This is a genomic window from Pseudomonas corrugata (assembly GCF_050920615.1).
Taxonomy (GTDB): Bacteria; Pseudomonadota; Gammaproteobacteria; order Pseudomonadales; family Pseudomonadaceae; genus Aquipseudomonas; species Aquipseudomonas corrugata.
This window is the reverse complement of sequence record NZ_CP130434.1, coordinates 267,024-293,029: the sequence shown is the minus strand read 5'-3', so window position 1 is coordinate 293,029 and position 26,006 is coordinate 267,024. Positions and strand designations below refer to the sequence as shown.

Genomic DNA, 26,006 nt, shown 5'->3' with positions numbered 1-26,006 from the left:
GGGGTTCAGACAGGGTACACAGAGCATTCGTTGTGGGAGCAAAGCTTGCTCGCGATCAGCGAAAGGTCTGCTGGCTCAATGTGGCTGACAGATTTCTATCGCGAGCAAGCTTTGCTCCCACAGGTATTTTTGCTCTCACCAACATCTCGGATCAGCGACTGGAAGGCTCGCCGGCCGGCAGCGGCTCCTTGCTGCGCCAGTGGGGCAAGGAATTCCAGTAGCGCTGGCCCTTGGCATCATCGTACATGCCTTCCCAGCGAGAGATGACCAGCACGGCCAGGGCGTTGCCGATCACGTTCAATGCGGTACGGGCCATGTCCATGATGCGGTCGACACCGGCGATGAAGGCCAGGCCCTCCAGCGGGATACCGACGCTGCCCAGGGTTGCCAGCAATACCACGAAGGACACGCCCGGCACGCCGGCGATACCTTTGGAGGTGACCATCAACGTCAGCACCAGCAGCAATTGCTGGCTGATGGACAGATCGATGCCATACAACTGGGCAATGAAAATCGCCGCGATGCTCTGGTACAGCGTCGAACCGTCGAGGTTGAACGAGTAACCGGTCGGCACCACGAAGCTGCAGATGGCTTTCGGAGCCCCGTAGGCTTCCATCTTCTCGATGACACGCGGCAACACGGTTTCGGAGCTGGCGGTGGAGTAGGCCAGTACCAGTTCATCCTTGAAGATACGCATCAGCTTGAGCACCGAGAAGCCGAACAGGCGGGCGATCAGCCCCAGCACCACGAAAGCGAAGAAGGCAATGGCGACATAAACCAGGATCACCAGTTTCGCCAGCGGCAGCAGAGACGCGAAACCGAAGTTGGCCACCGTCACCGCAATGAGCGCGAAAACGCCGATCGGGGCGTACTGCATGATCATGTGGGTGACTTTGAACATGCTTTCCGACACGCCCTGGAACATTTTCACCAGCGGCTCGCGCAGGTCCGATTGCAGGCTGGAAAGACCCAGGCCGAACAGTACGGAGAAGAAAATGATCGGCAGCATCTCGCCGCGGGTCAGCGCCGCGAAGATGTTCGACGGGATCAGATTGAGAATGGTCTGGACGAAGGCATGCTCATGCTGCACTTCGGCGGCCGTGGCCTGATACTTGGAAATATCCACCGTGCCCAGAGTGCTCATGTCGATGCCACTGCCTGGATGGAAGAAGTTGGCCAGCAACAGACCGACGACAATGGCGATGGTGGTGACGATTTCAAAGTAGAGGATCGTCTTGAGGCCGATTCGCCCGAGCTTCTTCGCATCACCGACCCCGGCAATGCCGACGATCAGCGAGGAGATCACGATCGGGATCACGATCATCTTGATCAGACGGATAAAGATATCGCCCGCCGGTTGCAGCACGTTGCTGATCCACCAGGCCTTCTCGGCACTGAAATGGTTGAGCAGCGCGCCCAGCGCAATCCCGAGCACGAGACCGATGAGGATCTGCCAGGCGAGGCTTAATCTTGCCTTCTTCATATCATTACCCTTACTTCGATTGGACTCGGACAGAAGCGCAAATCGAACCGCCAATGGCGATACAAGTCGTGCTCCCGCCCCCGTATAAGGTCACCCGAGCGCGCGCTGGCGGCTTACTGGCGGGCGAAAAAAGGCGCAACTATTGCGATGCGAGGGGGGATCGTCTAATGCCGTAAACGCCTACCCTATGCCGAATCGGCATAGGATTTTCAAAACAAAACCTGCGTCCCAAACGGTTCGAATGCGACATTTCAGCAGGCATAAATGCCGTGAACCGGCGGTTTCAGCGTAGCCGGGCTCTGTTTCATCCGCCGGTAAAACCGACGAACCGGGCAGCCGAAGGCGACCGCAATGGCCGGAAAGCTCTCCGATGTACGGTCAGACGTCAGGAAAGAGATGGAAGTGACGGGACAAAATGCCGCATCGGATCTGTGATCATTAGGTGCTGAGAACAAGCCGCTCTGGAACGGGCTTCCTGCTTGCCAAGCTCTACGCAGGTTCGCCAAGCCATTGCGGTTTCGCGAACCTGCGTCGCAGCTTTTTCCTGACCCGGCCCTTTCGCAGGCACCCCTTGTGCCCGTAGGTCACTCCGACCCTGAACAGTCAGAACGTCCCGGCCCCCTGGTCATGCATCGGCCCTCCTCGGGCTGTGCAGGGAGAAAAGCAAGGCTGCTTTTCCCGTATTCCAGAATCAGTACCAGTCTGGATCTTTCTTGAGTTGTTCCATTAACAGTTCTTGCATACCGTCATCGGGATTGCCGAGGAAGCGGTAGTTGGCATGACGGGTCGGCGACTTGTCGGCGGGCAGCCCGGCGGGCACCTCGACCAGCAAAGCGTAAGCCTCATCCTTGTCGAAACTGAAAGCGACGAACAGGCGCTCATTACGGCATGTGGCGTGGGTTTCACACAACGGGCCCACCAGATACTTGTCACCGTCTTCCTCAACAGCGTTCATCTGTTCCGAATCGCCCGACAGATTCATCACCCATTCCGGCAGACGCTCTTCTTTCTTGACGACGTGCTGCCAGGTTTCACGGTATTGCGCGTCAGCCTGAAGCAATTGATTGACCCGCATCTGTCCGTCATTGGCAGCCATTGCCGTGGCACTGCCGCCCAGAAGCAGGGCGGCGGCCAGTCCTTTCAATACAGCATTCATGGTCAACCTCGGCCACGACGGCCAAAGAAGAAGGAGACGATGAACATCACCAGGAACACGACAAAGAGAATCTTGGCGATGCCCGTGGCAGTGCCTGCGATACCACCGAAGCCCAGCACTGCAGCGATGATGGCAATGATCAGGAAGGTAATTGCCCAACTCAACATGGTGATTCTCCTTACGCTTTTCTATTTAGTGAAAGACTGGTTGGAATGGTTCCGGACATGTCGGACGCACGGTCGAGTCAAAACACCCAGCGTTCCTGACGGGGCACGTCGGTCACCGGCTGAGCCTGATCGACATCCATCATCCGCATTGAGGCAGACGCTTCGGCAACACTGCTTACCGCACTGAAGTGGGTTTGAGGCGCTCGATGCATCGACACCTGTACTGGCTCGGGCTGTTGGCTGTAGTGCCAGAGGAGCAGTTGCTGGCTAACCACGAGGGTTACCAGCAATGCCAGAACAGCCCACAGCCCCTGCTGAATCTGCAGGGGGGTGACAGGTAATCGGGCGGCACGTTGCAAATTCATCCTGGAATTCCTCCCCACCCCGGGTGGTGATCTGGTTAGGCGCTTTAACGCCACGATGACCAGACCATTGCAGACGTCATGCCAGAAATTTACCTAGAAATATACTTTATTAATCAGTGAGTTAGACGTGCTTATAAAAACAGGGAAATCGCATCCTGCACGATGGCCCGAAGCGCAGTCGTGCGTATTGCACGAACGAGGGAGAGGGAGACGGGCAGATTCTTTTTGAATTGCTGTTCGAGAACGGCGGTCGGAATGAGCAGGTCTGACCACTCATGGCGAACGAACCCCAGAAACTATACGTAAATCAGGTCTTTAGACTTCTACAGCTCACCGTGGCGCTTTCTATAGGTAATATTCGCTCAGAATCGACCATGCAACTTGCCCGATTTTTCTGACACTAACCAACATCATTCATTAAAGGAGCGTAGGAAAAATGGAATCAGCCACTGAGCATCAAGGCCGCATTCTGCTGGTAGACGATGAGTCCGCCATCCTGCGTACGTTCCGCTATTGCCTGGAAGACGAAGGCTATACCGTTGCCACCGCCAACAGCGCCGCCCAGGCCGATACCTTGTTGCAGCGCCAGGTATTCGATCTGTGCTTTCTCGACCTTCGCCTGGGGGAAGACAACGGCCTGGATGTGTTGGCCCAGATGCGCATCCAGGCACCGTGGATGCGCGTGGTGATTGTCACCGCCCACTCGGCTGTCGACACTGCGGTAGACGCGATCCAGGCCGGTGCCGCCGACTATCTGGTCAAGCCATGCAGCCCGGACCAATTGCGTCTGGCGACCGCCAAACAACTGGAAGTCCGCCAGTTGTCGGCAAGGCTGGAGGCACTGGAAGGGGAGATGCGCAAACCCAAGGACGGCCTCGACTCCCACAGCCCGGCTATGAAGGTGGTGCTGGAGACCGCCCGCCAAGTGGCCAGCACCGACGCCAATATCCTGATCCTTGGCGAATCAGGTACCGGCAAGGGAGAACTGGCCCGAGCGATCCATGGCTGGAGCAAACGCGCGAAAAAATCCTGTGTCACCATCAATTGTCCGTCGCTGACGACCGAGCTGATGGAAAGCGAGTTGTTCGGTCACAGCCGTGGCGCGTTCACCGGTGCCAGCGAGAGTACGCTGGGGCGGGTTAACCAGGCGGATGGCGGAACACTGTTTCTCGATGAGATCGGCGATTTTCCGCTGACGTTGCAACCAAAGTTGTTGCGTTTCATCCAGGACAAGGAATACGAACGGGTCGGCGACCCGGTCACCCGCCGGGCCGATGTACGGATCCTCGCAGCGACTAACCTGAACCTTGAAGACATGGTCCGCGACGGACGTTTTCGGGAGGATCTGCTCTACCGGTTGAATGTCATTACGCTGCACTTGCCGCCGCTACGCGAGCGCGCCGAAGACATCCTGACCCTGGCGGACCGTTTCCTGGCCCGCTTCGTCAAGGAATATGCCCGTCCAGCCCGGGGATTCAGCGATGAGGCCCGTGAAGCGCTGCTAGGCTATCGCTGGCCGGGTAACATCCGGGAACTGCGTAACGTAGTGGAGCGCGCCAGCATCATATGCCCCCAGGAAAAAGTTGAGATCAGTCATTTGGGCATGGCCGAGCAAACGGTCAACAACGCACCGCGAATCGGCGCCGCGCTGAGCCTCGACGAATTGGAGAAAGCCCACATCGGTGCCGTGCTGGCCACGGCTGATACGCTGGACCAGGCTGCCAAGACCCTGGGCATCGACGCCTCCACGCTGTATCGCAAACGCAAGCAATACAACCTATGAGCGGTACCTTATGAAACTGGCGATGAAGCTGCGCACTCGACTGTTTCTCAGTATCTCGGCGCTGATAACGGTGGCGTTGCTGGGATTGCTGCTTGGCTTGGTCGGCGTGATGCAAATGGCCAATACCCAGGAAAAATCGGTGCGCGACAACTTCGTCCTCCTGGACCTGGGTCTCAAGCTACGCCAGACCCTGGGCGACCAGCTGATGATCATGCTCGATGACAAACCCGACCTCGCCGCGCTCGAAGATTCCAAGCGGCAATATTTCGGTCTGCTGGAGGAGGGCATTGCCCACGAACAGAGCCTGGACGAGCCGACGACCAGCTTCACCCAGGCCAAGGCCGACTATCTCGGGTTCCTCGAGGCCTTTGCAGCCTCTCGCCAGCAGCCGTCCCAGCTCACGGGCATCCAGGACCTCACCGAGAAATTCAATGTATTGCGTAAAGGGCTGATCGCAGGGTACCGGCATGCCTTGACCAACATCAGCGACACTCAGACCCGCGGCCGTGACCGGGCGTTTCTGATTTCCGGCCTGCTGGGCCTGGTAGGAGCGGCGGTGCTGGTCATCGGTTTCATTACGGCCCATGGCATCGCCCGGCGTTTCGGGACACCGATCGAGGCGCTGGTTTCGGCTGCGGACGACATCGGCCAAGGCAATTTCGAAGTAACGTTGCCGGTTTCCTCTACCCCTGAACTGAACCTGCTGACGCGTCGTTTCGGAATCATGGCCCAGGCCCTGCGAGAGCACCAGGCCACCAACGTCGATGAGCTGCTGGCCGGCCAGCAACGCTTGCAAGCGGTGCTGGACAGCATTGACGATGGCTTGCTGATGATCGACCGCCAGGGCCGGCTGGAGCACCTGAACCCGGTAGCTCAACGACAACTGGGCTGGGATGAGGAGCGCCTGGGCCAGGGATTGGGCGAGGCGCTTGGCCGCCCTGATCTGGATGAGGAATTGCACCTGGTGCTGCGCGGCGGAACGCTGGAACGGGCACCGGACGATCTGGGCATCGAAGTGGATGGCGAATCCCGACTGCTGACCTACAGCCTTACGCCTGTCAGCCATACCCAGGGACATATTCTCGGGGCAGTGATGGTGCTGCACGACGTCACCGAACAACGTGCCTTCGAACGGGTACGCAGTGAGTTCGTGCTGCGGGCTTCCCACGAGCTGCGCACACCGGTAACCGGTATGCACATGGCGTTCGGCCTGTTGCGCGAGCGCGTTCATTTCCCTGAAGACTCCCGCGAAGCAGACCTGCTCGACACCGTCAATGAAGAGATGCAGCGCTTGATGCAGCTCATCAATGACCTGCTGAATTTCTCGCGCTACCAGAACGGCCTGCAAAAGCTGACCCTGGCACCTTGCTCCATCGAAGACCTGCTGGAGGCGACCCGCCTGCGATTTGCCGCCCAGGCCCAAGCCAAGGGCATCGAGTTGCTCGTGGCGATCCAAGGTCCGCTGCCACGCCTGCACGCCGATGCGGCGCAGCTGGAACGGGTGCTGGATAACCTGATCGACAATGCCATGCGTCACACCGGCGACAACGGCCAGATCCGCTTGCAGGCCCGGCGCCATGGTGAGCGGGTCATCATCAGCGTCGAAGATAATGGCGAAGGCATTGCCTATGGCCAACAAGGGCGAATCTTCGAACCTTTCGTCCAGGTCGGACGCAAAAAAGGGGGCGCAGGCCTCGGACTGGCCCTGTGCAAGGAGATCGTGCAGCTCCATGGCGGGCGCATGGGTGTTTATTCAAGGCCAGGGCAGGGTACGCAGTTCTACATGGCGCTGACGGTTTGAAGCCGTAAGTGTCTAGGCCTCATCATCCAGGCGCCTTCCGACCAGTCGTCGCCCGCGGGTAATCAGCTCAATAAGCTGCACGGCGCTGAGGGCATGGGCAAACAGCCAACCCTGGCCGAACGTGACGCCTTCGCTACGCAGGTATGACGCTTGGGCCTCGTGCTCGATACCTTCGGCGATCACCTTGAGTTCCAGCGCGTGAGCCATACGAATGATGTGCGGCGCCACGCCACTGCTGGCGGCGTCGTGGCCGAGGGCATCGATAAAGGCCTTGTCGATTTTCAGACAGTCCACCGGCAGCGTCTGCAGGTAAGCCAGACTGCAATAACCGGTGCCAAAATCGTCAATCAGTACTTGATGGCCCACATCCCGCAACGACTGCAGGTTATCCCTGGCAACCAGCACATCGATCAGCCCGCGCTCCGTTACTTCAAAGGCAATCTGCCGCGCCGACACCCGATGCCGCGCCAGCAAGCGTGCAATCACCTCACCGATGCGCGGTACCATCACGTCGCACGCCGCCAGGTTCACGGAAATATAGAGCTGCGGATTGGCTCGCAATAGCTGGCCCAACTGATCAAACAGCCGCTGCAAGACGAAGTCGGTGATCTGGCGGATCTGCCCGGTATCTTCCGCCATGGGAATGAACAGATCGGGACTGGTCAAGGTGCCGTCCGGTCGTCGCCAGCGCAACAAGGCTTCAGCACCGACACAGTTGCGGCTGTGCAAGTCGAAGATCGGCTGATAAAGCACCTGGAACTCGCCCCGACGGATGGCCCCATGCAGCTCGGCATCCATGGATTGATGCTGACGCGCCAGGAGGAACACCAGAAAACCGATCCCCAGGCCCAATATCAGGCTGGTGGGCAGCATCCACCAGGCGTTGGCCGGAATATGAAAGCCGTTGCGCTGGGCAATCAGCACCAACTGATATTCCGGGCTGTCGGTCTGCATGCGATAGATCAACCGGGTCGCTGTCACCTGCAGTGCATTGCGGTTTTTCGGAGGCCAAGGCTCGGTGGGCGGCCAGTATTGATCGGTACCCAGCACGGGAACGGCACGCTCACCATGGTCCAGAACCACCAGCAGACTGCTGCCTGGCGGTAGGTCCACCACGTCGGTCAGATGCCCTCTGGAAGTGGCGACCCGAAAATTACCGCGTCCCAACATCAACACGGCGCGGTTTTCGTCGGGCTCAGTGGTGGTGTTTAGCCAATAACTATAGGTCGGCCCCCGTAAGTCAGGGGCACGGGCGAGGGACAATCCGCTCTGGCGTGGACGACTGGAGCAGGCACCGCGACTGTCGACATACACCGCCTCGTAGACGAAGCGATAGTTGAAGCTGGCCTGTTGCAAGGTCGCAATCATTTCCTCGTCGCACCCACGCAGCGGTTGGGCTTGCAGGTCATCAAGGCTTTCGCGCAGTTGTCCGAAAAGCTGCTCCAGCCTTTGCAGGAAGCGTTCGCCTTGGGCATTCATCTGGTCGCTTTCGCGCTGCTGGGTCTGTTGCACGACCACAAACAGGCTCCCCGCCAGCAACAGCAGCGTACTAAGGGCAGCCGCAACCGTCGCCAGGAAGAGAGGGCGATGGAGCCAGCTGTGCAGCGTTTCGCGGGCAGCCTTCATCGATTGGTAATCCGAAAGTTACCAATGAGTTATAGCCCCTGATTGGGAATCGGCCTTTATCATCGGACAGGCGTCATTATTTTGTCCCGTTGAGCACCTGCAGGATCGCCGCGCTTTGCGCGTCAGGCATACCGTCGAACCGGGTCGGTCGATAACGCATCTGGAAGGCGGCCAGCACATGGCGGGTAGCCACGTCCCAGTCGCCGGTCCGGGGAGTTGGATAGCCGAGGCGGGCCAACTCGGTCTGGAACCACGTGGCGCTCGGCAGTTGCGCTACGAAGGAAGCCTGCTGGCGTGCCACTGCCTGTTCGTCCGGCCAGACGCCCAGGCCTGCTTCCGCCAGGCGCTTCCAGGGGAACAACGGCCCCGGATCAAGCTTGCGCAGGGGGGCGATGTCGCTGTGTCCGATGATGTTGATTGGGTTGATCGCGTTGCGCCGGGTGATGTCCTTGAGCAATGCGATCAAGGATTGGACCTGGGCTTCACTATACGGATACCAGAGACGCCCGGTGGGGGTGTCGAGGTACCCCGGATTGACGATCTCGATACCGATGGAACTGGAGTTGAGCCAGGTCCGACCCTGCCATTCGCTGTCCCCGGCGTGCCAGGCGCGCCGGCTTTCATCCACCAGCTTGTAGATGGTCGCATCCTTGTCGTCGCTGATCAGGTAGTGGGCGCTGACCTCACCGTGGGTCAGCAGCGCCAGGGACCGCTCCAGGGAGGCCGAGGTGTAATGCACCACGACGAACTGGATACGGCTGTCCTGGTTGGCCGACGGGTGGCTGGTATCAATCCGGGGGCCGCTGGCACAACCGGCCAGGGCCAGCAAAAATACAATGATTGAGACAGTTTTCATGGCGCGAATGCGTTTACGGATGGCGAATAATGCAACAGTGTAACGTATCACTGTGCAAGGATCTGGATTGCCTTCCAGGATTAAACAAAATGGAACAATTGATCTCAGCCCAGTTCCACTCGGTTACGCCCGGCAGATTTTGCCCGATATAGCGCCTGATCGGCCCTTTTAAGTACCAGATCGCTGTGTTCACCCGGCTTGAACGCGGTCATGCCCATGGACACGGTGATCGTTACCGGCTCGCCCTTGAAGTGAAACGGGCAGGCTTCGATTGCCGCGCGCAGGACCTCAGCCAGTTTGGCGCCCGATGCCAACGGCGTGTCGGGCACCAGCAGGACAAACTCCTCGCCACCAAAGCGAGCGATGAAGTCGCTGCCCCGCAGACGTTTACGCAGCACGGTGGCAATGATCTTCAATACCCGGTCACCAGCCAGGTGCCCGTAATTGTCATTGATGCGCTTGAAGTGATCGAGGTCGAGCATCGCCAGCAACAAGCTGTTGCCGTGCCGCTGCCACTGAGCGACTTCGTGTTCCAGCCGCTCGGCCCAGGCGGCACGGTTGGGCAGCCCGGTGAGCGGGTCTATCAGCGCCTTTTGGCGCTGCTCTTCCAGATTCTCACGCACGACCTGGGCTTCTTGTTCCATCACCGCGACGCGCTCGGCCAGGCTCTTGAGGCGACTGGAAACCTCCTGCTCGCGCTGATCACGCTGCTTCTGGTGCTGATCCATCGTACCGAGCAGGCCTTCCAGATGGTTCTCCAGCACCTGCTTGAGACCTTCCAGATCGTCGGCTTCCTGCATGCTGCTTTGCAGGCCATCGACCTGCTCGCGAATCTGGGTGTCCATTTCCCTGGAGGCCGAACGATTGTCGGCATGGCCTTCACTGGCAGCACGCAGGCTGCTCTGGAAGGACTCCAGGCGATCATTGAGACGTTGCAGATACGCTTCGAATTCATGCTGACCGCTGTCCGTGACGGCCAACATCAGCGTTGCGAAATCGTCGAGAATCGGTAGCAATTCATACCAGTTCAGACCATTTCGAAGGCGTTCACCCATGGCCTCGGCTTGAGGACGATGACGCTCAGGCAGGGTCAGGTCGCCCAGCAGGCCCAGCAGGGTGTCTTCGATGTGCCTTGCCACCGAACTGTAGGAGGGTTCCGGGGAGTCGGGCAGGGCGTAATGGGCCTCATCCGAATCAGCAGCCACTGGCGCAACGGTTGTCGACGGCTCATCAGGTTCTGTATCGGGGGGCTGTGCTTCATCGGTTGATAGCGCTTCGGACACCAGCTCGTCGGGATTCTCCAGCGCAGCGGCGGCAACCGTAGGCTCTGTGACAGTAGGCTGCGTGGCAGTCGGCACAGGCCCAGTGGCTTCCTCCGGCTCGAGAACCGGCGGGGCATTGTCGGTGATCGACTTCGGAGCTGGGTCGAGCATCGGCGGAATGAAGGCCACCGGTTCGGGGGCTTCATCAACGGGCCTGGCCTGTTCCACCGTCGACATGACCGGTGCAGTAACGGTCATCGGCTGCGTCGGCGCTGGCGGTGGCGCTTCGATCGGTGTCGCCAAGGGCACAGGCGCAACGCTGTCCGGAACGGGTTCGTGGGGCTGAGGTGCCACCTCCTCATGACCATGGCCACCAAACAACCGTTGCAGCAGGCCGGGACGACTCGCTTCGGCAGGCGCCTCCAATACACTCAGCGCCTTGCCCTGCAAGTCGCTCAACTCGCTGAGCAGCAGGGGAATTTCCCGGGCCTGGTCGACTCGCGTCTCCAGATGCTTGGCAAACTTTTTCAGCGGCCGGCGAACGTCCTTCGGCAGCGGCAGGGTCTGCAACTGAGCGACCAACGCAGTCAACGCGGTGCTCATCTGTTCGACCCGGGTCTCGCGGCGCTGCTCGGAATCCAGCACGGCTTTTTCCAGGCGTGGCAACAGGGCGGCGAGGGCGGCGTCCATGTCATCGGTGCGCACCACTTCGCGCATCTCTTTCATGCATTGATCAACGGCCCGGTCCGTGCCTTCGGCGGCCAGGGTACTGCGTACCAGGCCACGGCGCAGCAAATCGAGCCGAGCGCCCCAGCGGCGCTCCAGCTTTTCCTGCTGCTCAATGCTCTTGAGGTACTTCTCTCTCCAGCGTTCGGCGTCGTCGCTCATTCATCGGGTCCGCAAGGGGCAGAACTCAGCGCAGGCAATGCGTCAGCCGTGAGCGAACCCGGTAAACGAATTTCGACTGCAACCGGCAGGTGATCGGAAATGGGCTGGGCCAGAACTTCGACACGCTCAAGGGTCAGGGTCGGGCTCAGCAGTATATGGTCCAGGCAGCGCTGGGGGCGCCAGCTGGGGAATGTCGCTTCGAGTTGGGGCGCGAGCAGGCCGAGGTCACGCAGTGGCGACGTCTGCAGCAGATCGCTGGCATGGGTATTCATGTCTCCCATCAGTACCTGATGTTTATACCCACCGATCAATTCACGGATATAGGCCAGTTGCATCGTCCGGGTACGCGCCCCGAGGGCCAGGTGCATCATGACCACGACCAATGCCTCCGGACCTTCGCCGAAGCGCGCAAGGATCGCTCCACGCCCCTTGGGACCCGGTAGTGGATGGTCTTCGATCGCCCAGGGCCGCAGGCGACTCAGCACACCATTGCTGTGCTGGGCGAGACGGCCGAGGTTGCGATTGAGTTGTTGATACCAGTAGGGAAACGCACCCAGTTGGGCCAGATGCTCCACCTGGTTGACGTAGCCCGACCTCAGACTGCCGCCATCGGCCTCTTGCAAGGCCACCAGGTCGAAATCCTTCAGCAGATCGCCGATTTTCTGCAGGTTACCGGCACGCCCGGTGTGTGGCAGCAGATGTTGCCAACCCCGGGTCAAGTAATGTCGGTAGCGTTCGGTGCTGATACCAACCTGGATGTTGAAGCTGAGCAATCGCAAACGACTGTCGGTGGGCAGGCCCGTGGACGCGACATGATGCTCGTTGACCCGCGGCTCATGCAGGCCAACGATGCGTTCGGTGCTCCAGCGAGCCATGACGTGGCCCGCGCTTAGTTGGCAACAGCCTTGGTTGCCGCTCGCTCTTTGGCGATCAGCTTGTCGGCCAGTTGCAGCGCTTCGTCCGCGCCGCCGGCAGAGCCGATATCAAAGCGGTATTTGCCGTTGACGATCATGGTTGGTACGCCGGTGATCTCGTACTTCTTCGCCAGCTCCTTGGCTTTGACGATTTGGCCCTTCACGGCGAAAGAGTCAAAGGTCGCCAGGAATTTTTCCTTGTCTACGCCCTGGGTTGCCAGGAAGTCTGCCATGTCATTTTTGTCAGTCAGCTTTTTATGTTCTTTCTGGATCGCGTTGAACACCGCAGCGTGAACCTTGTGCTCGACACCCATGGCCTCGAGGGTCAGGAACATCTGGCCATGGGCATCCCACGGGCCGCCGAACATGGCAGGGATGCGAACGAAGTTCACGTCCGAAGGCAGCTTATCGACCCATGGATTGATCACCGGCTCGAAAGCGTAGCAGTGCGGGCAGCCATACCAGAACAGCTCCACCACTTCGATCTTGCCGGGCACGGCCACCGGAACCGAGTTGCTCAATTCGACGTAAGGGGCTTTCGATTCCTCGGCGTTGGCTTGAGCGCCGATGCCGAACAGGCTGGCGGCGACGAGCGCGGCGCTGATGATCAGATTACGCATGCTTTACTCCTGGACAAATAGGTGGCCTCGCGAGGTGTGTTCTCAGACAGACCATGGCGGGTTCAAGTTCTTAGTGTAACGGCAGCGGCCACAAAAAAGGGCGGCCAAAGCCACCCTTTTGATGCTTGCATCGACAGATTAATCGAGCGTTAACGTTACAAGCGGTATACACCCCTCGCAACGCCGCTCAAAGACCTTAGTGCAGGCCCTGGATGTAGCTGGCGACAGCTGCAATATCTTCGTCGCTCAGCTTGCGAGCGATGGTGCGCATGGGCATCGCGTCGCCGTCGTTGGCACGACCGCCTTCTTCCTTGCGGAAATCGGTCAATTGCTTGGCCACGTACTGGGCATGCTGACCGCCCAGGTGCGGGAAGCCGGCAGCGGCGTTGCCGGCACCGTTCGGCGAATGGCAACCGGTGCAGGCCGGCAGGCCTTTTTCCAGGTCACCGCCACGGAACAGCTTCTCACCGCGGGCCACGAGTTTCTGGTCGGCGGCGCCGACGCTGCCTTTCTGGCTGGAGAAATAGGCGGCGATGTCCGACAGGTCCTGATCGCTCAGGTTGGTCAGCAGGCCAGTCATTTCCAGAACGGTACGCTTGCCCGACTTGATGTCGTGCAATTGCTTGGTCAGGTAGCGTTCGCCCTGGCCCGCCAGTTTCGGAAAGTTTGGTGCTGCGCTGTTGCCATCCGGCCCATGGCAGGCCCCGCAAACGGCGGCTTTCGCCTGACCGGCGGCGGCATCGCCAGCGGCGTGGGCTACGCCGGATATCCCCAAGGTCAACAGCAGACTCACGATCAGTTTGTTCATCAGCTAATCCAACTACGGCTAAGGGTTAAAGAGTTATGGGCCGGGTTCACTCGCTCATCCACTGGATGATGGCTTGGTAATCCTCGGCACTGCAGTCCATGCACAAACCACGCGGCGGCATCGCCTTGAAACCCTGGGTCACGTGTTGCACCAGCGTCCCCATACCTTTCGCCAACCTCGGCGTCCAAGCTTCCTGATCGCCCTTGCGGGGCGCCGTTGGGAGTTGGCCGGAATGACAGGCACCACAAACACGGTTGTACACAGCTTCCGGATCCTGTGTAGCCTGAGCGCTGTAAAGCGGCATCAGGACACCGGCAGCTAGCAGCCATTTCGTCATAAAACGACCTTTTCAGGGTTGAGAGCAAGCTGCGTTCTTGTGCGCATTCAGGTCGGTCGCTCTCGTGAGCCTCATCCTTCGCTGGGACAAAGCGCACACAAAATCTGCGGCATTATATACTGGCGTCACTGAAACGGAAACGACACAGCTTGCCGCGTCCATTCCCGACGCCACCCACATCGGAAATCCCATGCAACTGAAGAACCCCATCCTTGGCCTGTGCCAACAGTCCACCTTCATGCTCAGCGCCGCCAAAGTCGATCAATGCCCCGACGACGAAGGCTTCGAAGTAGCGTTTGCCGGGCGTTCAAACGCCGGCAAATCCAGCGCGCTGAACACCTTGACCCATGCAAGCCTGGCACGCACCTCGAAAACCCCAGGTCGCACGCAGCTGCTGAACTTCTTCAAACTAGACGATGAACGCCGTTTGGTCGACCTGCCCGGCTACGGCTACGCCAAGGTGCCGATTCCGCTCAAGCAACACTGGCAGCGCCACCTGGAAGCCTATCTGGGCAGTCGCGAAAGTTTGAAGGGTCTGATCCTGATGATGGACATCCGCCATCCGATGACCGACTTCGATACGCTGATGCTGGACTGGGCGGTCGCCAGCGGCATGCCCATGCACATCCTGCTGACCAAAGCGGACAAGCTCACCTACGGTGCGGCCAAGAACACGCTTCTCAAAGTGCAGTCGGAAATCCGCAAGGGCTGGGGCGATGCGATCACCATCCAGCTGTTCTCGGCACCCAAGCGCATGGGCCTCGAAGAAGCCTATACCGTGCTGGCCGACTGGATGGAGCTCGCGGACAAGGGCAGCGAAGAGGCCGAATAAGCCGAATCGCAGGCAAAAAAAACCCCGGACTTCGTATGGGGAGGGGGAAGTTCGGGGTCCAAGTTCCGGACCGCTAGGGCGGGGTCCAGATATCTGCCAACACTTAACACAACATAGGAGCATTGAAGGGCTTCACCAGCCATTCAGAATCTCTGAGTAGCATTTCATGGGTTTAGTTCAGATTATTTTTGAAATGACCTTAGGAAATTTCTTACTCACCCCTCGCAGGCAATGACATTCCATTGTGGCGGGGGGATTTATCCCCGCCGGGCTGCAAAGCAGCCCCCAGAAGTTCGTCACGCCTCAGTGCGCCTCATCCCAGTTGTTGCCCACGCCCACTTCCACCAGCAGCGGCACGTCCAGCGTGGCGGCGGCGCTCATGTGCTGGCGGATTTCCTTGCTGACCTGCTCGACCAGATCTTCCCGTACTTCCAGCACCAGTTCGTCGTGTACCTGCAGGATGACCCTCGCATCCAGCCTTGAGGTCGACAACCAGCGATCCACGGCCACCATCGCTTTCTTGATGATGTCGGCAGCGGTGCCTTGCATCGGAGCGTTGATCGCCGTGCGCTCAGCCCCCTTGCGCAGCGCCGGGTTCTTTGCATTGATATCCGGCAGGTAGAGCCTACGGCCGAAAATGGTTTCGACAAAACCCTGTTCGGCGGCCTGCGCGCGGGTGCGTTCCATGTACTCCAGTACGCCCGGGTAGCGGGCAAAGTAGCGGTCGATGTAGGCCTGGGACTGTTTGCGATCGACACCGATCTGTTTGGCGAGACCAAAGGCGCTCATGCCGTAGATCAAGCCAAAGTTGATCGCCTTGGCGCTGCGACGCTGGTCATGGCTGACGGCCTCCAGCTCGACGCCGAACACCTCGGCGGCAGTGGCCCGGTGAACGTCCAGATCGTTGCGGAACGCGTGAAGCAGACCTTCATCCTTGGCCAGGTGCGCCATGATCCTCAACTCGATCTGCGAATAGTCCGCCGCGAGCAGCTTGTAGCCTTTCGGTGCAACGAACGCCTGCCGGATCCGTCGACCTTCGGCGGTGCGGATCGGAATGTTCTGCAGGTTCGGATCGATGGACGACAGCCGTCCGGTCGCGGCAACGGCTTGTTGATAGTTGGTATGGACGCGGCCGGTACGGCTGTTGATCTGCTCCGGCAGGCGATCGGTATACGTGCTCTTGAGCTTGCTCAGCGAGCGGTATTGCATCAGCACCTTGGGCAGCGGATAGTCCTGCTCGGCCAATTCGGCGAGCACCGCTTCGGCTGTGGATGCCTGGCCCTTGGCGGTTTTGCTGAGCACCGGCAAACCAAGCTTTTCGTACAGGATCACGCCCAATTGCTTCGGCGAGCCGAGGTTGAATTCCTCTCCGGCGATGGCAAACGCCTCACGCTCCAACGCCACCAGTTTCTCGCCCAGCTCGACGCTCTGCGCGCCCAGCAGATTGGCATCCACCAACGCGCCCTGACGCTCGATGCGAGCCAGGACCGGCATCAGCGGCATCTCGATCTCATTGAGTACTTTGTTCAGGCTCGGGATTGCCGCCAGCTTTTCCTGCAAGGCCTGGTGCAACCGGAAGGTTACGTCGGCATCTTCGGCAGCGTAAGGGCCGGCCAGTTCCAGGGAGATCTGGTCGAAGGTCAGCTGTTTGACCCCTTTGCCGGCGATGTCCTGGAAATCGGTCTTGCTTTGCCCCAGGTACTTGAGTGCCAGGCTGTCCATGTCGTGACGGGTCGCGGTGGAGTCCAGCACGTAGGACTCCAGCATAGTGTCGAAGGCAACGCCTTGGACCACGATGCCGTTGTCCTGATCGCCACCAATGGCGCAGTTGGCCAGGATGTTGGTCTCGAACTTGGCGTGCTGGCCGACCTTGAGCTTGTCGGGGTTTTCCAGCAACGGCTTGAGAGCTTTAAGCACCGTGTCACGGTCCAGCTGCTCCGGCACGCCCATGTAGGAATGGGTCAGCGGAATGTAAGCCGCTTCGTGGGCCGCAACGGCGAACGACAACCCGACCAGTTGCGCATGCTGCGGATCATCACCGCTGGTTTCCGTGACGAACGCAAACAGCGGCGCTTGCTCGAGCTTGGCCAGCCAGGCGTCGAAGCGCGCCTGATCGAGAATGACTTCGTACTTCGCCTCGGTGCCACTGGGTTGTTCGTCGGCCACTTCGACGATTTCCTGGCCGAGACGCTTGGCGTCCCGCTGGTTTTCTTCGAACCAGCTCTTGAACTCCAGCAAGGTGTACAGCTCGGCGAGCTTCTCGTGGTCCGGTGGGCCCATTTGCAGGTCGTCGAGGCCGACATCCAGCGGCACGTCAGTCTTGATCGTCGCCAGCTCGTAGGAAAGAAACGCCATTTCCTTGTGTTCTTCGAGCTTGGCGGGCAGGGTCTTGGCGCCGCGAATCGGCAGCGTGGGAACGACGTCCAGTTGCGCATACAACTCGGTCAGGCCGCCGTTGACCCCTACCAGCAAGCCGGAGGCGGTCTTGGGCCCGATCCCCGGAACGCCCGGGATGTTATCGGAAGAATCGCCCATCAATGCCAGATAATCGATGATCTGCTCCGGAGCGACACCAAATTTCTCCTTTACGCCAGCCACGTCCAGCGAACTACCGGTCATGGTATTGACCAAGGTAATGTGCCCGTCGACCAACTGAGCCATGTCCTTGTCACCGGTGGAGATCACCACCGGGCGGGCGGCTGCGGCGCTGCTGCGGGCCAGGGTACCGATGACATCGTCGGCTTCGACGTTGTCCACGCACAGCAGCGGGAAGCCCAGGGCCTTGACGCTGGCATGCAGCGGTTCGATCTGCACGCGCATGTCGTCGGGCATGCTCGGGCGGTTGGCCTTGTACTCGGCGTACAGCGCATCGCGAAACGTCCCGCCCTTGGCGTCGAACACCACGGCGAACGGGCTGTCCGGATACTGCTTGCGCAGGCTCTTGAGCATATTCAGCACGCCCTTGACCGCCCCGGTCGGCAGGCCTTTGGATGTGGTCAGCGGTGGCAGCGCATGAAAAGCGCGGTACAGATAAGAAGAACCGTCCACCAGGACGAGGGGGGCTTGGCTCATGAGCAAGATCAACCTTTTCGGCGGGTCCGGAGCTAGAATAGCGGGACCGTTGACGACAAAGGGACAAGGTTATCATGCGTACACTAAATCGCCTGTTACTGGCTGGCTTGTTTGCGATCACCCCGCTTACCGTCATGGCGGCGGACGACGCGCCTTCGGCAGACCCTTCCGTCACCATTCGCACGGAAGGCGATAAAACCATCCAGGAGTACCGGCAAAACGGTTTCCTGTATGCGATCAAGGTCACGCCCAAGCACGGCAAACCTTATTTTCTGGTACGCGCCGACGGCACTGATGCAAACTTCATCCGTTCGGACCAACCGGATATGCTGATCCCGTCATGGAAGATCTTTGAGTGGAAATAGTTTCCTAATTTCAACCGGCGCCCGCTAAAGGGCGCCCGTACTGGCAGTTTAACCATGTCTGTGTTCACCCCCCTGGCTCGGCCCGAGCTGGAAACCTTTCTTGCCCCTTACGGGCTCGGCCGCCTGCTTGATTTCCAGGGGATCGCCGCCGGCAGCGAAAACACCAATTTCTTTATCAGTCTGGAGCAGGGTGAATTCGTCCTGACCCTGGTCGAACGCGGCCCGGTGCAGGAAATGCCGTTCTTCATCGAACTGCTGGACGTACTGCATGAGGCCGATCTGCCGGTGCCTTATGCGCTGCGCACCACCGACGGTGTTGCGCTCAGGGAGCTGGCCGGCAAACCGGCGCTGCTGCAACCGCGCCTGGCTGGCAAGCATGTCAAACAGGCCAATGCGCAGCATTGCGCCCAGGTCGGCGAGTTGCTGGCGCGTCTGCACCTGGCAACCCGGGACCACATGATCAAGCGCAAGACCGATCGCGGCCTCGACTGGATGCAGGAGGAGGGCGCAAAGCTGCTGTCACACCTGGCTACCGAGCCTCGTCGGCTGCTGCAAGCGGCGCTGGACGAAATATCGGCTCAGAAGACAGCCATCCTTGCGCTGCCCCGCGCCAACATCCATGCGGACCTGTTCCGTGATAACGCCATGTTCGAAGGCACGCACCTGACCGGCTTGATCGACTTCTACAACGCCTGCTCCGGGCCGATGCTGTATGACGTCGCCATTGCCCTGAACGACTGGTGCTCGGATGACGACGGTGTGCTCGATGGCCCGAGAGCACGGGCGTTGCTGGGCGCTTACGCGGCGCTGCGCCCCTTCACCGCCGCCGAAGCCGAGCTTTGGCCGACCATGCTGCGTGTGGCGTGCGTGCGGTTCTGGCTGTCGCGTCTGATCGCAGCCGAATCCTTTGCCGGACAGGACGTGTTGATCCACGATCCGATGGAGTTTCAGCAGCGGTTGGCGCAGCGACAGGACGTTCATACACCGCTGCCTTTTGCCCTGTAAAAGCATCGCGGGCAAGCCTTGCTCCCACAGGTCTGTGTTTACTCTGTGGGAGCAAGGCCTGCCTGTGTTTTACCCTGTGGGAGCAAGGCTTGCCTGTGTTTTACCCTGTGGAGCAAGGCCTGCCTGTGTTTTACCCTGTGGGAGCAAGGATTGCCTGTGTTTTACCCTGTGGGAGCAAGGCTTGCCTGTGTTTTACCCTGTGGAGCAAGGCCTGCCTGTGTTTTACCCTGTGGGAGCAAGACCTGCCTGTGTTTTACTCTGTGGGAGCAAGACTTGCCTGTGTTTTACCCTGTGGGAGCAAGACCTGCCTGTGTTTTACCCTGTGGGAGCAAGGCCTGCCTGTGTTTTACCCTGTGGGAGCAAGGCTTGCCCGCGATCGGGATCGTCGCCAATCAAGCGTTACAACGACTCCAGGCACCCCGCCAAATCATTCCCCAGCTTTTCCAACAACTGCTCATACCCCTGTGCCGTCGCCGGGGTATAGCCGCCCAGCGCATCCAGCTCCGCAAGCTTCACCGGCAACCCCGCCACCAGGGTTTCGGCCAGGCGCGGGCGCAGGGGCGGTTCGCTGAACACGCACGTCTTGCCCACGGCCTGTAAACGCGTACGCATCGCCGCCACATGCTGGGCGCCGGGCTGGACCTCGGCGGCCACGGCGAACACCCCGGTGTGCTTGAGCCCGTAGGTGTCCTCGAAATAATCGAACGCTTCGTGGAACACGAAGTAGGGCTTGTCCGCAATCCCGGCCAGACGAGACTTGAGACGCGTATCCAAGGCATCGAGCCGCTGGTTGAAGCCCTTGAGGTTGCTTTGATAACGCTCGGCGTTGGCCGGGTCGGCAGCGCTCAGGTCAGCGGCCATTCTGGCGGCGATCACCCGTGCATTGATCGGTGAAAGCCACAAATGGGCATCGATCGTGCCAGGACGATGGTCATGATCATGGTCGTCGCCATCATCGTCGGTATGGGATTGGCTGTCCTCGGTAAAGTGCCGCAATTTGAGCCCCGGCAGATCCTGTACCGCGACGGAAGGCAGCGTACGACCGTTCAACACCCTCGGCAGGAAACCTTCCATGTCTGGACCAATCCAGTACAACAGATCCACCGACTGCACCTTGCGTACGTCGGATGGGCGCAAGGCGTAGTGGTGAGGCGAAGCTCCAGGAGGCAGCAGCACCTCGGGAACCGCCACGCCGTCCTGCACCGCAGCGGCAATCAACTGCAACGGCTTGATGCTGGTGAGGACCTTGACCTCGGCCTGGGCCGAACCGATCAGTAGAAAACTTGCGACAAAAGCGACAAAGAGCGAAAAAAATCGGGACACGATAACTACTCGAAGAGGCGAGAACGGGTAACATAATAACGTCTCTCACTGAACTCGTCGCTGCCCATGCCTATTACGCCACTCGCCAGTCGTCCCCACGATCACTCCCACTGCGTGCATAGCGCGCTGTCCGAGGCTGATGCCATCTGCGCACGGCAGGGGCTGCGCCTGACCGCCTTGCGACGCCGCGTGCTGGAACTGGTCTGGCAAAGCCACAAGCCGTTGGGCGCCTACGACATCCTGGCGGTGCTCAGCGAACAGGACGGCCGCCGCGCCGCGCCGCCAACAGTTTATCGGGCATTGGATTTCCTGCTGGAAAACGGCCTGGTGCATCGAATTTCCTCCCTGAACGCTTTTGTCGGTTGCAATCATCCCGAACATGCCCATCAAGGCCAGTTCCTGATCTGCCGCGAATGCCACGCCGCCATCGAGCTGGAGCAGAAGTCCATCAGCGATGCCATCGTCGCCAGTGCCAAGGAGGTCGGCTTCGTGGTCGACAGCCAGACCGTCGAAGTGGTCGGTCTCTGCTCCGGTTGCCAGGGGGCCTGATGAGCAATGCCTTGATCCGCCTCGAGCAGGTGGCCGTGACGTTCGCCGGGCAGAACGTGCTGGACAACATCCACCTGAGCGTCGAGCCGGGGCAGATCGTCACCCTGATCGGCCCCAACGGCGCCGGCAAGACCACCCTGGTGCGTGCCGTGCTGGGTTTGCTCAAGCCGGACAGCGGCAGTGTCTGGCGCAAGCCGAAGCTGCGGGTCGGCTACATGCCACAAAAACTCCATGTGGACCCGACGCTGCCCCTGTCGGTCCTGCGTTTCCTGCGCCTGGTACCTGGCGTGGATCGCGGGCGGGCCCTGGTGGCACTCAACGAAGTCGGCGCCGAGCACGTGATCGACAACCCGGTGCAAAGCATCTCCGGTGGTGAAATGCAGCGGGTACTGCTGGCCCGAGCCTTGCTGCGCGAGCCTGAACTACTGGTGCTCGACGAGCCGGTACAAGGGGTCGACGTCGCGGGACAGGCCGAGCTGTACAGCCTGATCACCCGCCTGCGCGACCGTCACGGCTGCGGTGTGCTGATGGTCTCCCATGATCTTCACCTGGTCATGAGCACCACCGACCAGGTGGTCTGCCTCAATCGTCATGTCTGTTGTTCCGGGCATCCCGAGCAGGTCAGCGGCGACCCGGCGTTCGTCGAACTGTTCGGCAAGAACGCACCCAGCCTGGCGATCTATCACCACCACCATGACCACGCCCATGACCTGCACGGCTCGGTGGTCATCGGTGCACCTGTTACCCCCCACATTCATGGAGATGGCTGCAAGCATGGCTGATTTTCTGGTGTATGCCCTGCTCGCAGGCCTGGCCCTCGCGCTGGTGGCCGGTCCCCTGGGCTCGTTCGTGGTCTGGCGACGCATGGCCTATTTCGGCGATACCTTGTCCCATGCGGCATTGCTGGGTGTAGCGCTGGGGTTCCTGCTGGATGTCAGCCCAACGGTGGCGGTGACCGTCGGTTGCCTGTTGCTGGCAGTGGTGCTGGTGACCCTGCAACAGCGCCAGCCCCTGGCGTCCGACACACTGCTGGGTATCCTTGCACCCAGCACCCTGTCCCTCGGGCTGGTGGTGCTGAGCTTCATGCGTGAAGTACGGATCGACTTGATGGCCTATCTGTTCGGTGACCTGCTGGCCATCAGTCCGACGGACCTGGCCTGGATCCTGGGTGGCAGTGCAGCCGTCCTGCTGTTGCTGGTAGCGCTCTGGCGACCCTTGCTGGCCGTCACCGTCCACGAAGAACTGGCCCGGGTAGAAGGCCTGCCCGTGACCGGGCTGCGGCTGGCGCTGATGCTGCTGATTGCTGTGGTGATTGCCGTGGCGATGAAAATCGTCGGGGTGTTGCTGATTACTTCATTGCTGATCATCCCGGCGGCCGCGGCACAACGTCACGCCCGCTCGCCGGAGCAGATGGCCCTGGGCGCGAGCCTGCTGGGCATGCTTGCGGTGTGTGGCGGGCTGGCCTTGTCGTGGTTCAAGGACACCCCGGCCGGCCCGTCGATCGTGGTCAGCGCCGCGGCATTGTTTCTGCTGAGTTTTGTCCTGCCCCGCCGAGGGGTGTAGACTTGCTCGCTTTTTGCGCAAATAGAGAGTCGCAGGAATGAAGCCGTTCGCCTCCCGTTATCTGCTCCTTGTCGCATTTTTCTTGCTGCTGGGGGCTTGCACGAGTTCGCCGCCAGTGACCGAAGCGCCCGACACCCGGGGCCCGGCCATTGCGCAGCTGGAACAAAGCCTGGCCGGCAATGAGCTGGCCACCGCTGAAGATCAATTGGCCGCACTGCAGGCCCAGGCGCCGAATGACCCGGCGTTGGAGCCCTATCAGCGGCAACTGGCCGAGGCGTATCTGCGCCGCAGCCAGATCGATCTGCAAAAAGGCGATGTAAACGCCGCCGCCACCGCCCTGAGCCGTGCCCGCGCTCTGATGCCCAAGGCCCCGGCACTGACCGGTGAAGTCAACGGCGCGATCGCCGAAGCCCGCAAGATCGAGTTGGATAAAGCCGAAGCGGCTCTCCAGGCTGCCGAAACCAAACCGGTTGCCAAGCTGATCGATCCGAGCGCCGAGAGCACCACGATTCAGCTAAACATCAGCGATATCCAGCAAATGCGTCGGCAACTGGATGCCATTGCCGCTGATGTGGTGAATTTTCAGTGTGATGTGACTGTCCAGGCGCCGCGCACCGACGATTATCCGTGGCTGGCGAACTTGCTGACCAAGCGGGTTAAAAAGCTCGATCCCGGGTTTGATCTGAGGCTTCGCAAACAGATTCTGCGCAGCGTGCAGGCACAGCTGGTGCTGACTCCGCGTAAATCTTAAAAGCATCGCGAGCAGGCTCGCTCCCACAGGGGTTTGTGTCGAATACAACATTTGTATTCACAACACATCCAATGTGGGAGCGAGCCTGCTCGCGATAGCGGCCTGACAGGCAAAAAGCCCTTTTCAGACGCTCATCAAGCCGGAATCCCCTTGGCCTTGGGCTCCCGCGCCCAAACCCGATGCTGGGCAATCGCCGCAAAGAAATCCGCGAACTTACCGGCATCCGCCTCCGGAATCAGCCCTGCATCCGCCTCCAGTTTCAGCAACGCCAGCAACTGCCTGGCTTCGCCGTTGAGGGCGATGGCCTTCAGGTGTTTGTAGGCTTCCAGCAAGTAATGCAACGCAACGCCATCGGCACTCAAGGCCTGAATCGATTGCGCGCCGCCCGGTACGAACACGGCGTCAAACGCAATGGACGGCAACCCCTCCATGGACGCATCCACCGGCAGCGTCTGCCCATCGGCGGTCATGACCGGCGCGGAGGTCGGCCCGAGAACTTTTGCATGGGCGCCCTCGGCCTTCAGTGCCTGTTTGAGCGCATCGATGATCGCCCCATCGACACCGTTCGCCACCAGCACCGCGACTTTGCGCGTCTTGATATCTCCAGACAGCAGGTTCGCCTGGCTCAAGGCCGGGGATGTCTCCAGCGAAGGGGTCGGCACATCCACGGTGCATGCGGCGGGTGCCGGCAATCCGAGGTTTTTCGCCACCCGCGCCGCCAGTTCCAGATCGATGTTGGCAAGGATCTCGTTAACCTGCCGCGCCCTGATGTACTCCCGCTCGACCTTGCCCAATTCGAAACTGTAGGCCGCGATGATGTGCTCCCGCTCGTGAGCACTCATGCTCTTGTAGAACAGTCGCGCCTGGGAAAAATGGTCACCGAACGAGTCACTGCGCTGGCGGATCTTGTAGGCGTCGATGCGCTCTGGATAGCTTTCAAAGCCACCGTCTTGCGGGCCGGGCGGGGTTTCCTTCGGCCAACCACCGTCGATGGAGTTGGGCTCGTAGGAGGTCCGGCCCTTGTCGATGGTGGTGCGGTGCATGGCGTCACGCTGGCCGTTGTGCACCGGAGTGATCGCACGGTTGATCGGCAGCTCATGAAAGTTCGGTCCACCGAGCCGGCTGATTTGCGTATCGGTGTAGGAAAAGAGCCGGCCTTGCAGCAAAGGATCGTTGGAAAAGTCGATTCCCGGCACGATATGCCCGGGGCAGAAGGCGACCTGCTCGACTTCAGCGAAGAAGTTGTCCGGATTACGGTTCAGCACCATCTTGCCCAGCGGCGTAATGGGTACGAGTTCTTCAGGAATGATCTTGGTCGGGTCGAGCAGGTCGAAATCGAATGTGTGCTCATCTTCCTCGGCGACGATCTGCACGCCGAATTCCCATTCCGGGTAATCCCCCATCTCGATCGCCTCCCACAGATCGCGACGGTGGTAGTCCGTATCTTTACCGGCCAGCTTCTGGGCTTCGTCCCACACCAACGAACACGTACCGACCTTGGGTCGCCAATGGAACTTGACGAAACTGCTGCGGCCCTCGGCGTTGATCATGCGGAAGGTATGCACGCCGAAACCTTGCATGCTCCGCAGGCTTTTTGGAATGGCCCGGTCGGACATCGCCCAGATCACCATATGAGCCGATTCCGGCACCAGCGAGACAAAATCCCAAAAGGTGTCGTGGGCCGAGCCGCCGGTAGGAGTCTCGTTGTGGGGTTCGGGTTTTACCGCGTGGACGAAGTCTGGAAACTTCACCGCATCCTGTATGAAAAATACCGGCATGTTGTTGCCAACCAGGTCGAAGTTACCTTCGTCGGTGAAGAACTTCACCGCAAAGCCCCGCACATCACGCACCGTGTCACCGGAACCCCGCGGGCCTTGCACGGTGGAAAAGCGCACGAATACCGGGGTCTTCTTGCTCGGGTCCTGCAGGAAGCCAGCCTTGGTCAGTGCCGAATGCGCTTCATAACTTTGAAAATAACCATGGGCGCCGGTGCCGCGGGCATGAACGATGCGCTCAGGAATGCGCTCATGGTCAAAATGCGTGATCTTTTCACGCATGATGAAGTCTTCCAGCAGCGAAGGCCCACGGGCACCAGCGCGGAGGGTGTTCTGGTTGTCGGCGATCTTCACACCCTGATTGGTGCGCAAGGCCTGTTCGGTGGCATCGGAGCGAAACGGCTCCAGGCTCTCAAGCTTGGCGTTGCTGTTGCCGCGATCCAGGGTGTCGGTCCCGGCCAGTTGGCTCTTGCCGGTTGCAGGCTGCTTGGTATTCATCAGACATAAACTCCTCGTTTCGATCCCTTTCCACACAGGGCTTGCGGACAAGCGCCGGGCAGTGGCGCCCAGGCATTCGGGAGTGGCTTATGTAGTGACTGATGAGGGTTCTAGCCGTTCCCTCGGAACGTGCCTGGATTTTCCCGGCCGGCGCCAAGCCGACGATGCGGCTGCTTGGTCCCCGATAGCGACCAGGGTGAGCCCCCA

Annotated in this window: 23 protein-coding genes; 9 read left to right on the top strand and 14 right to left on the bottom strand. The window is 60.1% G+C overall.

The features are described 5' to 3' along the window. Window positions 1–151: 151 nt before the first annotated feature. From gltP to QZH45_RS01250, 4 genes are all read right to left on the bottom strand, one after another. Window positions 152–1,483, bottom strand: coding sequence for a glutamate/aspartate:proton symporter GltP (gene gltP, locus QZH45_RS01265; protein ID WP_024778421.1), 1,332 nt, complete (start codon window positions 1,481–1,483; stop codon window positions 152–154). A gap of 691 nt (window positions 1,484–2,174) precedes the next feature. Then, window positions 2,175–2,639, bottom strand: a complete 465-nt coding sequence (locus QZH45_RS01260) for an inhibitor of vertebrate lysozyme family protein (protein ID WP_053191966.1) — start codon at window positions 2,637–2,639, stop codon at window positions 2,175–2,177. A gap of 2 nt (window positions 2,640–2,641) precedes the next feature. Beyond that, complete coding sequence (locus tag QZH45_RS01255) at window positions 2,642–2,806, bottom strand: DUF1328 domain-containing protein (RefSeq protein ID WP_009041538.1); 165 nt, start codon at window positions 2,804–2,806, stop codon at window positions 2,642–2,644. Window positions 2,807–2,883: 77 nt separating this feature from the next. Next, window positions 2,884–3,171: a hypothetical protein gene (locus QZH45_RS01250; protein WP_024778419.1), complete on the bottom strand. Its 288-nt coding sequence runs from the start codon at window positions 3,169–3,171 to the stop codon at window positions 2,884–2,886. Window positions 3,172–3,607: 436 nt separating this feature from the next. Here QZH45_RS01250 and algB point away from each other — a divergent pair, with 436 nt between their 5' ends. Together algB and QZH45_RS01240 are read left to right on the top strand one after the other, a co-directional pair. Beyond that, entirely contained in the window at window positions 3,608–4,954 is a 1,347-nt protein-coding gene (gene algB / locus QZH45_RS01245) for a sigma-54-dependent response regulator transcription factor AlgB (protein ID WP_024778418.1), read from the top strand. A 10-nt stretch (window positions 4,955–4,964) separates the two neighbouring features. Further along, on the top strand, window positions 4,965–6,755 hold the full coding sequence (locus QZH45_RS01240; protein ID WP_055136134.1) for an ATP-binding protein: 1,791 nt from the start codon (window positions 4,965–4,967) through the stop codon (window positions 6,753–6,755). A gap of 12 nt (window positions 6,756–6,767) precedes the next feature. Here QZH45_RS01240 and QZH45_RS01235 read toward each other — a convergent pair whose 3' ends face one another. The 7 genes from QZH45_RS01235 to QZH45_RS01205 form a co-directional block, all read right to left on the bottom strand. Next, the gene (locus QZH45_RS01235) at window positions 6,768–8,381 is read right to left on the bottom strand and encodes an EAL domain-containing protein (RefSeq protein ID WP_024778416.1); all 1,614 of its coding nucleotides are present in this window, start codon (window positions 8,379–8,381) and stop codon (window positions 6,768–6,770) included. A gap of 76 nt (window positions 8,382–8,457) precedes the next feature. Further along, on the bottom strand, window positions 8,458–9,237 hold the full coding sequence (locus tag QZH45_RS01230; RefSeq protein WP_024778415.1) for an N-acetylmuramoyl-L-alanine amidase: 780 nt from the start codon (window positions 9,235–9,237) through the stop codon (window positions 8,458–8,460). A 104-nt stretch (window positions 9,238–9,341) separates the two neighbouring features. Continuing rightward, window positions 9,342–11,387: a GGDEF domain-containing protein gene (locus tag QZH45_RS01225; RefSeq protein ID WP_024778414.1), complete on the bottom strand. Its 2,046-nt coding sequence runs from the start codon at window positions 11,385–11,387 to the stop codon at window positions 9,342–9,344. Continuing rightward, a complete protein-coding gene (locus tag QZH45_RS01220; protein ID WP_024778413.1) occupies window positions 11,384–12,262 on the bottom strand; it encodes an endonuclease/exonuclease/phosphatase family protein in 879 nt (292 codons plus the stop codon). Before QZH45_RS01220 ends, QZH45_RS01225 begins: the two co-directional genes overlap by 4 nt. A 14-nt stretch (window positions 12,263–12,276) precedes the next feature. After that, the gene (locus QZH45_RS01215) at window positions 12,277–12,921 is read right to left on the bottom strand and encodes a thiol:disulfide interchange protein DsbA/DsbL (RefSeq protein WP_024778412.1); all 645 of its coding nucleotides are present in this window, start codon (window positions 12,919–12,921) and stop codon (window positions 12,277–12,279) included. Between the two features lie 196 nt (window positions 12,922–13,117). Next, window positions 13,118–13,729: a c-type cytochrome gene (locus QZH45_RS01210; protein ID WP_024778411.1), complete on the bottom strand. Its 612-nt coding sequence runs from the start codon at window positions 13,727–13,729 to the stop codon at window positions 13,118–13,120. Between the two features lie 46 nt (window positions 13,730–13,775). Next, complete coding sequence (locus tag QZH45_RS01205) at window positions 13,776–14,066, bottom strand: c-type cytochrome (RefSeq protein ID WP_024778410.1); 291 nt, start codon at window positions 14,064–14,066, stop codon at window positions 13,776–13,778. Window positions 14,067–14,256: 190 nt separating this feature from the next. Here QZH45_RS01205 and yihA point away from each other — a divergent pair, with 190 nt between their 5' ends. Continuing rightward, entirely contained in the window at window positions 14,257–14,898 is a 642-nt protein-coding gene (yihA, locus tag QZH45_RS01200) for a ribosome biogenesis GTP-binding protein YihA/YsxC (RefSeq protein ID WP_024778409.1), read from the top strand. A gap of 303 nt (window positions 14,899–15,201) precedes the next feature. Here yihA and polA read toward each other — a convergent pair whose 3' ends face one another. Beyond that, on the bottom strand, window positions 15,202–17,970 hold the full coding sequence (polA, locus tag QZH45_RS01195; RefSeq protein ID WP_024778408.1) for a DNA polymerase I: 2,769 nt from the start codon (window positions 17,968–17,970) through the stop codon (window positions 15,202–15,204). 74 nt (window positions 17,971–18,044) lie between these two features. On the opposite strand from polA, the gene QZH45_RS01190 reads away from it, so the two are divergent. Together QZH45_RS01190 and QZH45_RS01185 are read left to right on the top strand one after the other, a co-directional pair. Next, window positions 18,045–18,335 (top strand): DUF2782 domain-containing protein, encoded by a 291-nt coding sequence (locus tag QZH45_RS01190; protein WP_024778407.1) that lies wholly within the window; start codon window positions 18,045–18,047, stop codon window positions 18,333–18,335. Window positions 18,336–18,389: 54 nt separating this feature from the next. Then, window positions 18,390–19,340, top strand: a complete 951-nt coding sequence (locus tag QZH45_RS01185; protein ID WP_024778406.1) for a homoserine kinase — start codon at window positions 18,390–18,392, stop codon at window positions 19,338–19,340. Between the two features lie 399 nt (window positions 19,341–19,739). On the opposite strand, the gene QZH45_RS01180 is transcribed toward QZH45_RS01185, so the two are convergent. Next, window positions 19,740–20,663: a zinc ABC transporter substrate-binding protein ZnuA gene (locus QZH45_RS01180; protein ID WP_024778405.1), complete on the bottom strand. Its 924-nt coding sequence runs from the start codon at window positions 20,661–20,663 to the stop codon at window positions 19,740–19,742. Window positions 20,664–20,729: 66 nt separating this feature from the next. Between QZH45_RS01180 and zur the strand changes: the two genes are divergently transcribed. The 4 genes from zur to QZH45_RS01160 are packed head-to-tail and all read left to right on the top strand — an operon-like array spanning window position 20,730 to window position 23,526. Continuing rightward, window positions 20,730–21,212 carry a zinc uptake transcriptional repressor Zur gene (gene zur, locus QZH45_RS01175; protein WP_024778404.1) on the top strand — a complete coding sequence of 161 codons (483 nt, stop codon included), beginning with the start codon at window positions 20,730–20,732 and terminating at the stop codon, window positions 21,210–21,212. Continuing rightward, entirely contained in the window at window positions 21,212–21,994 is a 783-nt protein-coding gene (znuC, locus tag QZH45_RS01170; RefSeq protein WP_055136064.1) for a zinc ABC transporter ATP-binding protein ZnuC, read from the top strand. The genes zur and znuC overlap by 1 nt, the downstream gene beginning before the upstream one ends. Next, window positions 21,987–22,775, top strand: coding sequence for a zinc ABC transporter permease subunit ZnuB (znuB, locus tag QZH45_RS01165; protein ID WP_024778402.1), 789 nt, complete (start codon window positions 21,987–21,989; stop codon window positions 22,773–22,775). The genes znuC and znuB overlap by 8 nt, the downstream gene beginning before the upstream one ends. A 37-nt stretch (window positions 22,776–22,812) precedes the next feature. After that, window positions 22,813–23,526, top strand: coding sequence for a PA5502 family lipoprotein (locus QZH45_RS01160; RefSeq protein WP_024778401.1), 714 nt, complete (start codon window positions 22,813–22,815; stop codon window positions 23,524–23,526). 134 nt (window positions 23,527–23,660) lie between these two features. Here the strand turns inward: QZH45_RS01160 and katE are convergent, their stop codons facing one another. Beyond that, entirely contained in the window at window positions 23,661–25,799 is a 2,139-nt protein-coding gene (katE, locus tag QZH45_RS01155) for a catalase HPII (RefSeq protein WP_024778400.1), read from the bottom strand. Between the last annotated feature and the right edge of the window lie 207 nt (window positions 25,800–26,006).

Coding starts and splice junctions, on each gene's coding strand:
- gltP (WP_024778421.1), bottom strand. CDS start 1,483: ATGAAGAAGGCAAGATTAAGCCTCGCCTGGCAGATCCTCATCGGTCTC.
- QZH45_RS01240 (WP_055136134.1), top strand. CDS start 4,965: ATGAAACTGGCGATGAAGCTGCGCACTCGACTGTTTCTCAGTATCTCG.
- QZH45_RS01230 (WP_024778415.1), bottom strand. CDS start 9,237: ATGAAAACTGTCTCAATCATTGTATTTTTGCTGGCCCTGGCCGGTTGT.
- QZH45_RS01260 (WP_053191966.1), bottom strand. CDS start 2,639: ATGAATGCTGTATTGAAAGGACTGGCCGCCGCCCTGCTTCTGGGCGGC.
- QZH45_RS01250 (WP_024778419.1), bottom strand. CDS start 3,171: ATGAATTTGCAACGTGCCGCCCGATTACCTGTCACCCCCCTGCAGATT.
- zur (WP_024778404.1), top strand. CDS start 20,730: ATGCCTATTACGCCACTCGCCAGTCGTCCCCACGATCACTCCCACTGC.
- QZH45_RS01220 (WP_024778413.1), bottom strand. CDS start 12,262: ATGGCTCGCTGGAGCACCGAACGCATCGTTGGCCTGCATGAGCCGCGG.
- yihA (WP_024778409.1), top strand. CDS start 14,257: ATGCAACTGAAGAACCCCATCCTTGGCCTGTGCCAACAGTCCACCTTC.
- polA (WP_024778408.1), bottom strand. CDS start 17,970: ATGAGCCAAGCCCCCCTCGTCCTGGTGGACGGTTCTTCTTATCTGTAC.
- znuB (WP_024778402.1), top strand. CDS start 21,987: ATGGCTGATTTTCTGGTGTATGCCCTGCTCGCAGGCCTGGCCCTCGCG.
- QZH45_RS01160 (WP_024778401.1), top strand. CDS start 22,813: ATGAAGCCGTTCGCCTCCCGTTATCTGCTCCTTGTCGCATTTTTCTTG.
- katE (WP_024778400.1), bottom strand. CDS start 25,799: ATGAATACCAAGCAGCCTGCAACCGGCAAGAGCCAACTGGCCGGGACC.
- QZH45_RS01210 (WP_024778411.1), bottom strand. CDS start 13,729: ATGAACAAACTGATCGTGAGTCTGCTGTTGACCTTGGGGATATCCGGC.
- znuC (WP_055136064.1), top strand. CDS start 21,212: ATGAGCAATGCCTTGATCCGCCTCGAGCAGGTGGCCGTGACGTTCGCC.
- QZH45_RS01255 (WP_009041538.1), bottom strand. CDS start 2,806: ATGTTGAGTTGGGCAATTACCTTCCTGATCATTGCCATCATCGCTGCA.
- algB (WP_024778418.1), top strand. CDS start 3,608: ATGGAATCAGCCACTGAGCATCAAGGCCGCATTCTGCTGGTAGACGAT.
- QZH45_RS01205 (WP_024778410.1), bottom strand. CDS start 14,066: ATGACGAAATGGCTGCTAGCTGCCGGTGTCCTGATGCCGCTTTACAGC.
- QZH45_RS01215 (WP_024778412.1), bottom strand. CDS start 12,921: ATGCGTAATCTGATCATCAGCGCCGCGCTCGTCGCCGCCAGCCTGTTC.
- QZH45_RS01190 (WP_024778407.1), top strand. CDS start 18,045: ATGCGTACACTAAATCGCCTGTTACTGGCTGGCTTGTTTGCGATCACC.
- QZH45_RS01235 (WP_024778416.1), bottom strand. CDS start 8,381: ATGAAGGCTGCCCGCGAAACGCTGCACAGCTGGCTCCATCGCCCTCTC.
- QZH45_RS01225 (WP_024778414.1), bottom strand. CDS start 11,387: ATGAGCGACGACGCCGAACGCTGGAGAGAGAAGTACCTCAAGAGCATT.
- QZH45_RS01185 (WP_024778406.1), top strand. CDS start 18,390: ATGTCTGTGTTCACCCCCCTGGCTCGGCCCGAGCTGGAAACCTTTCTT.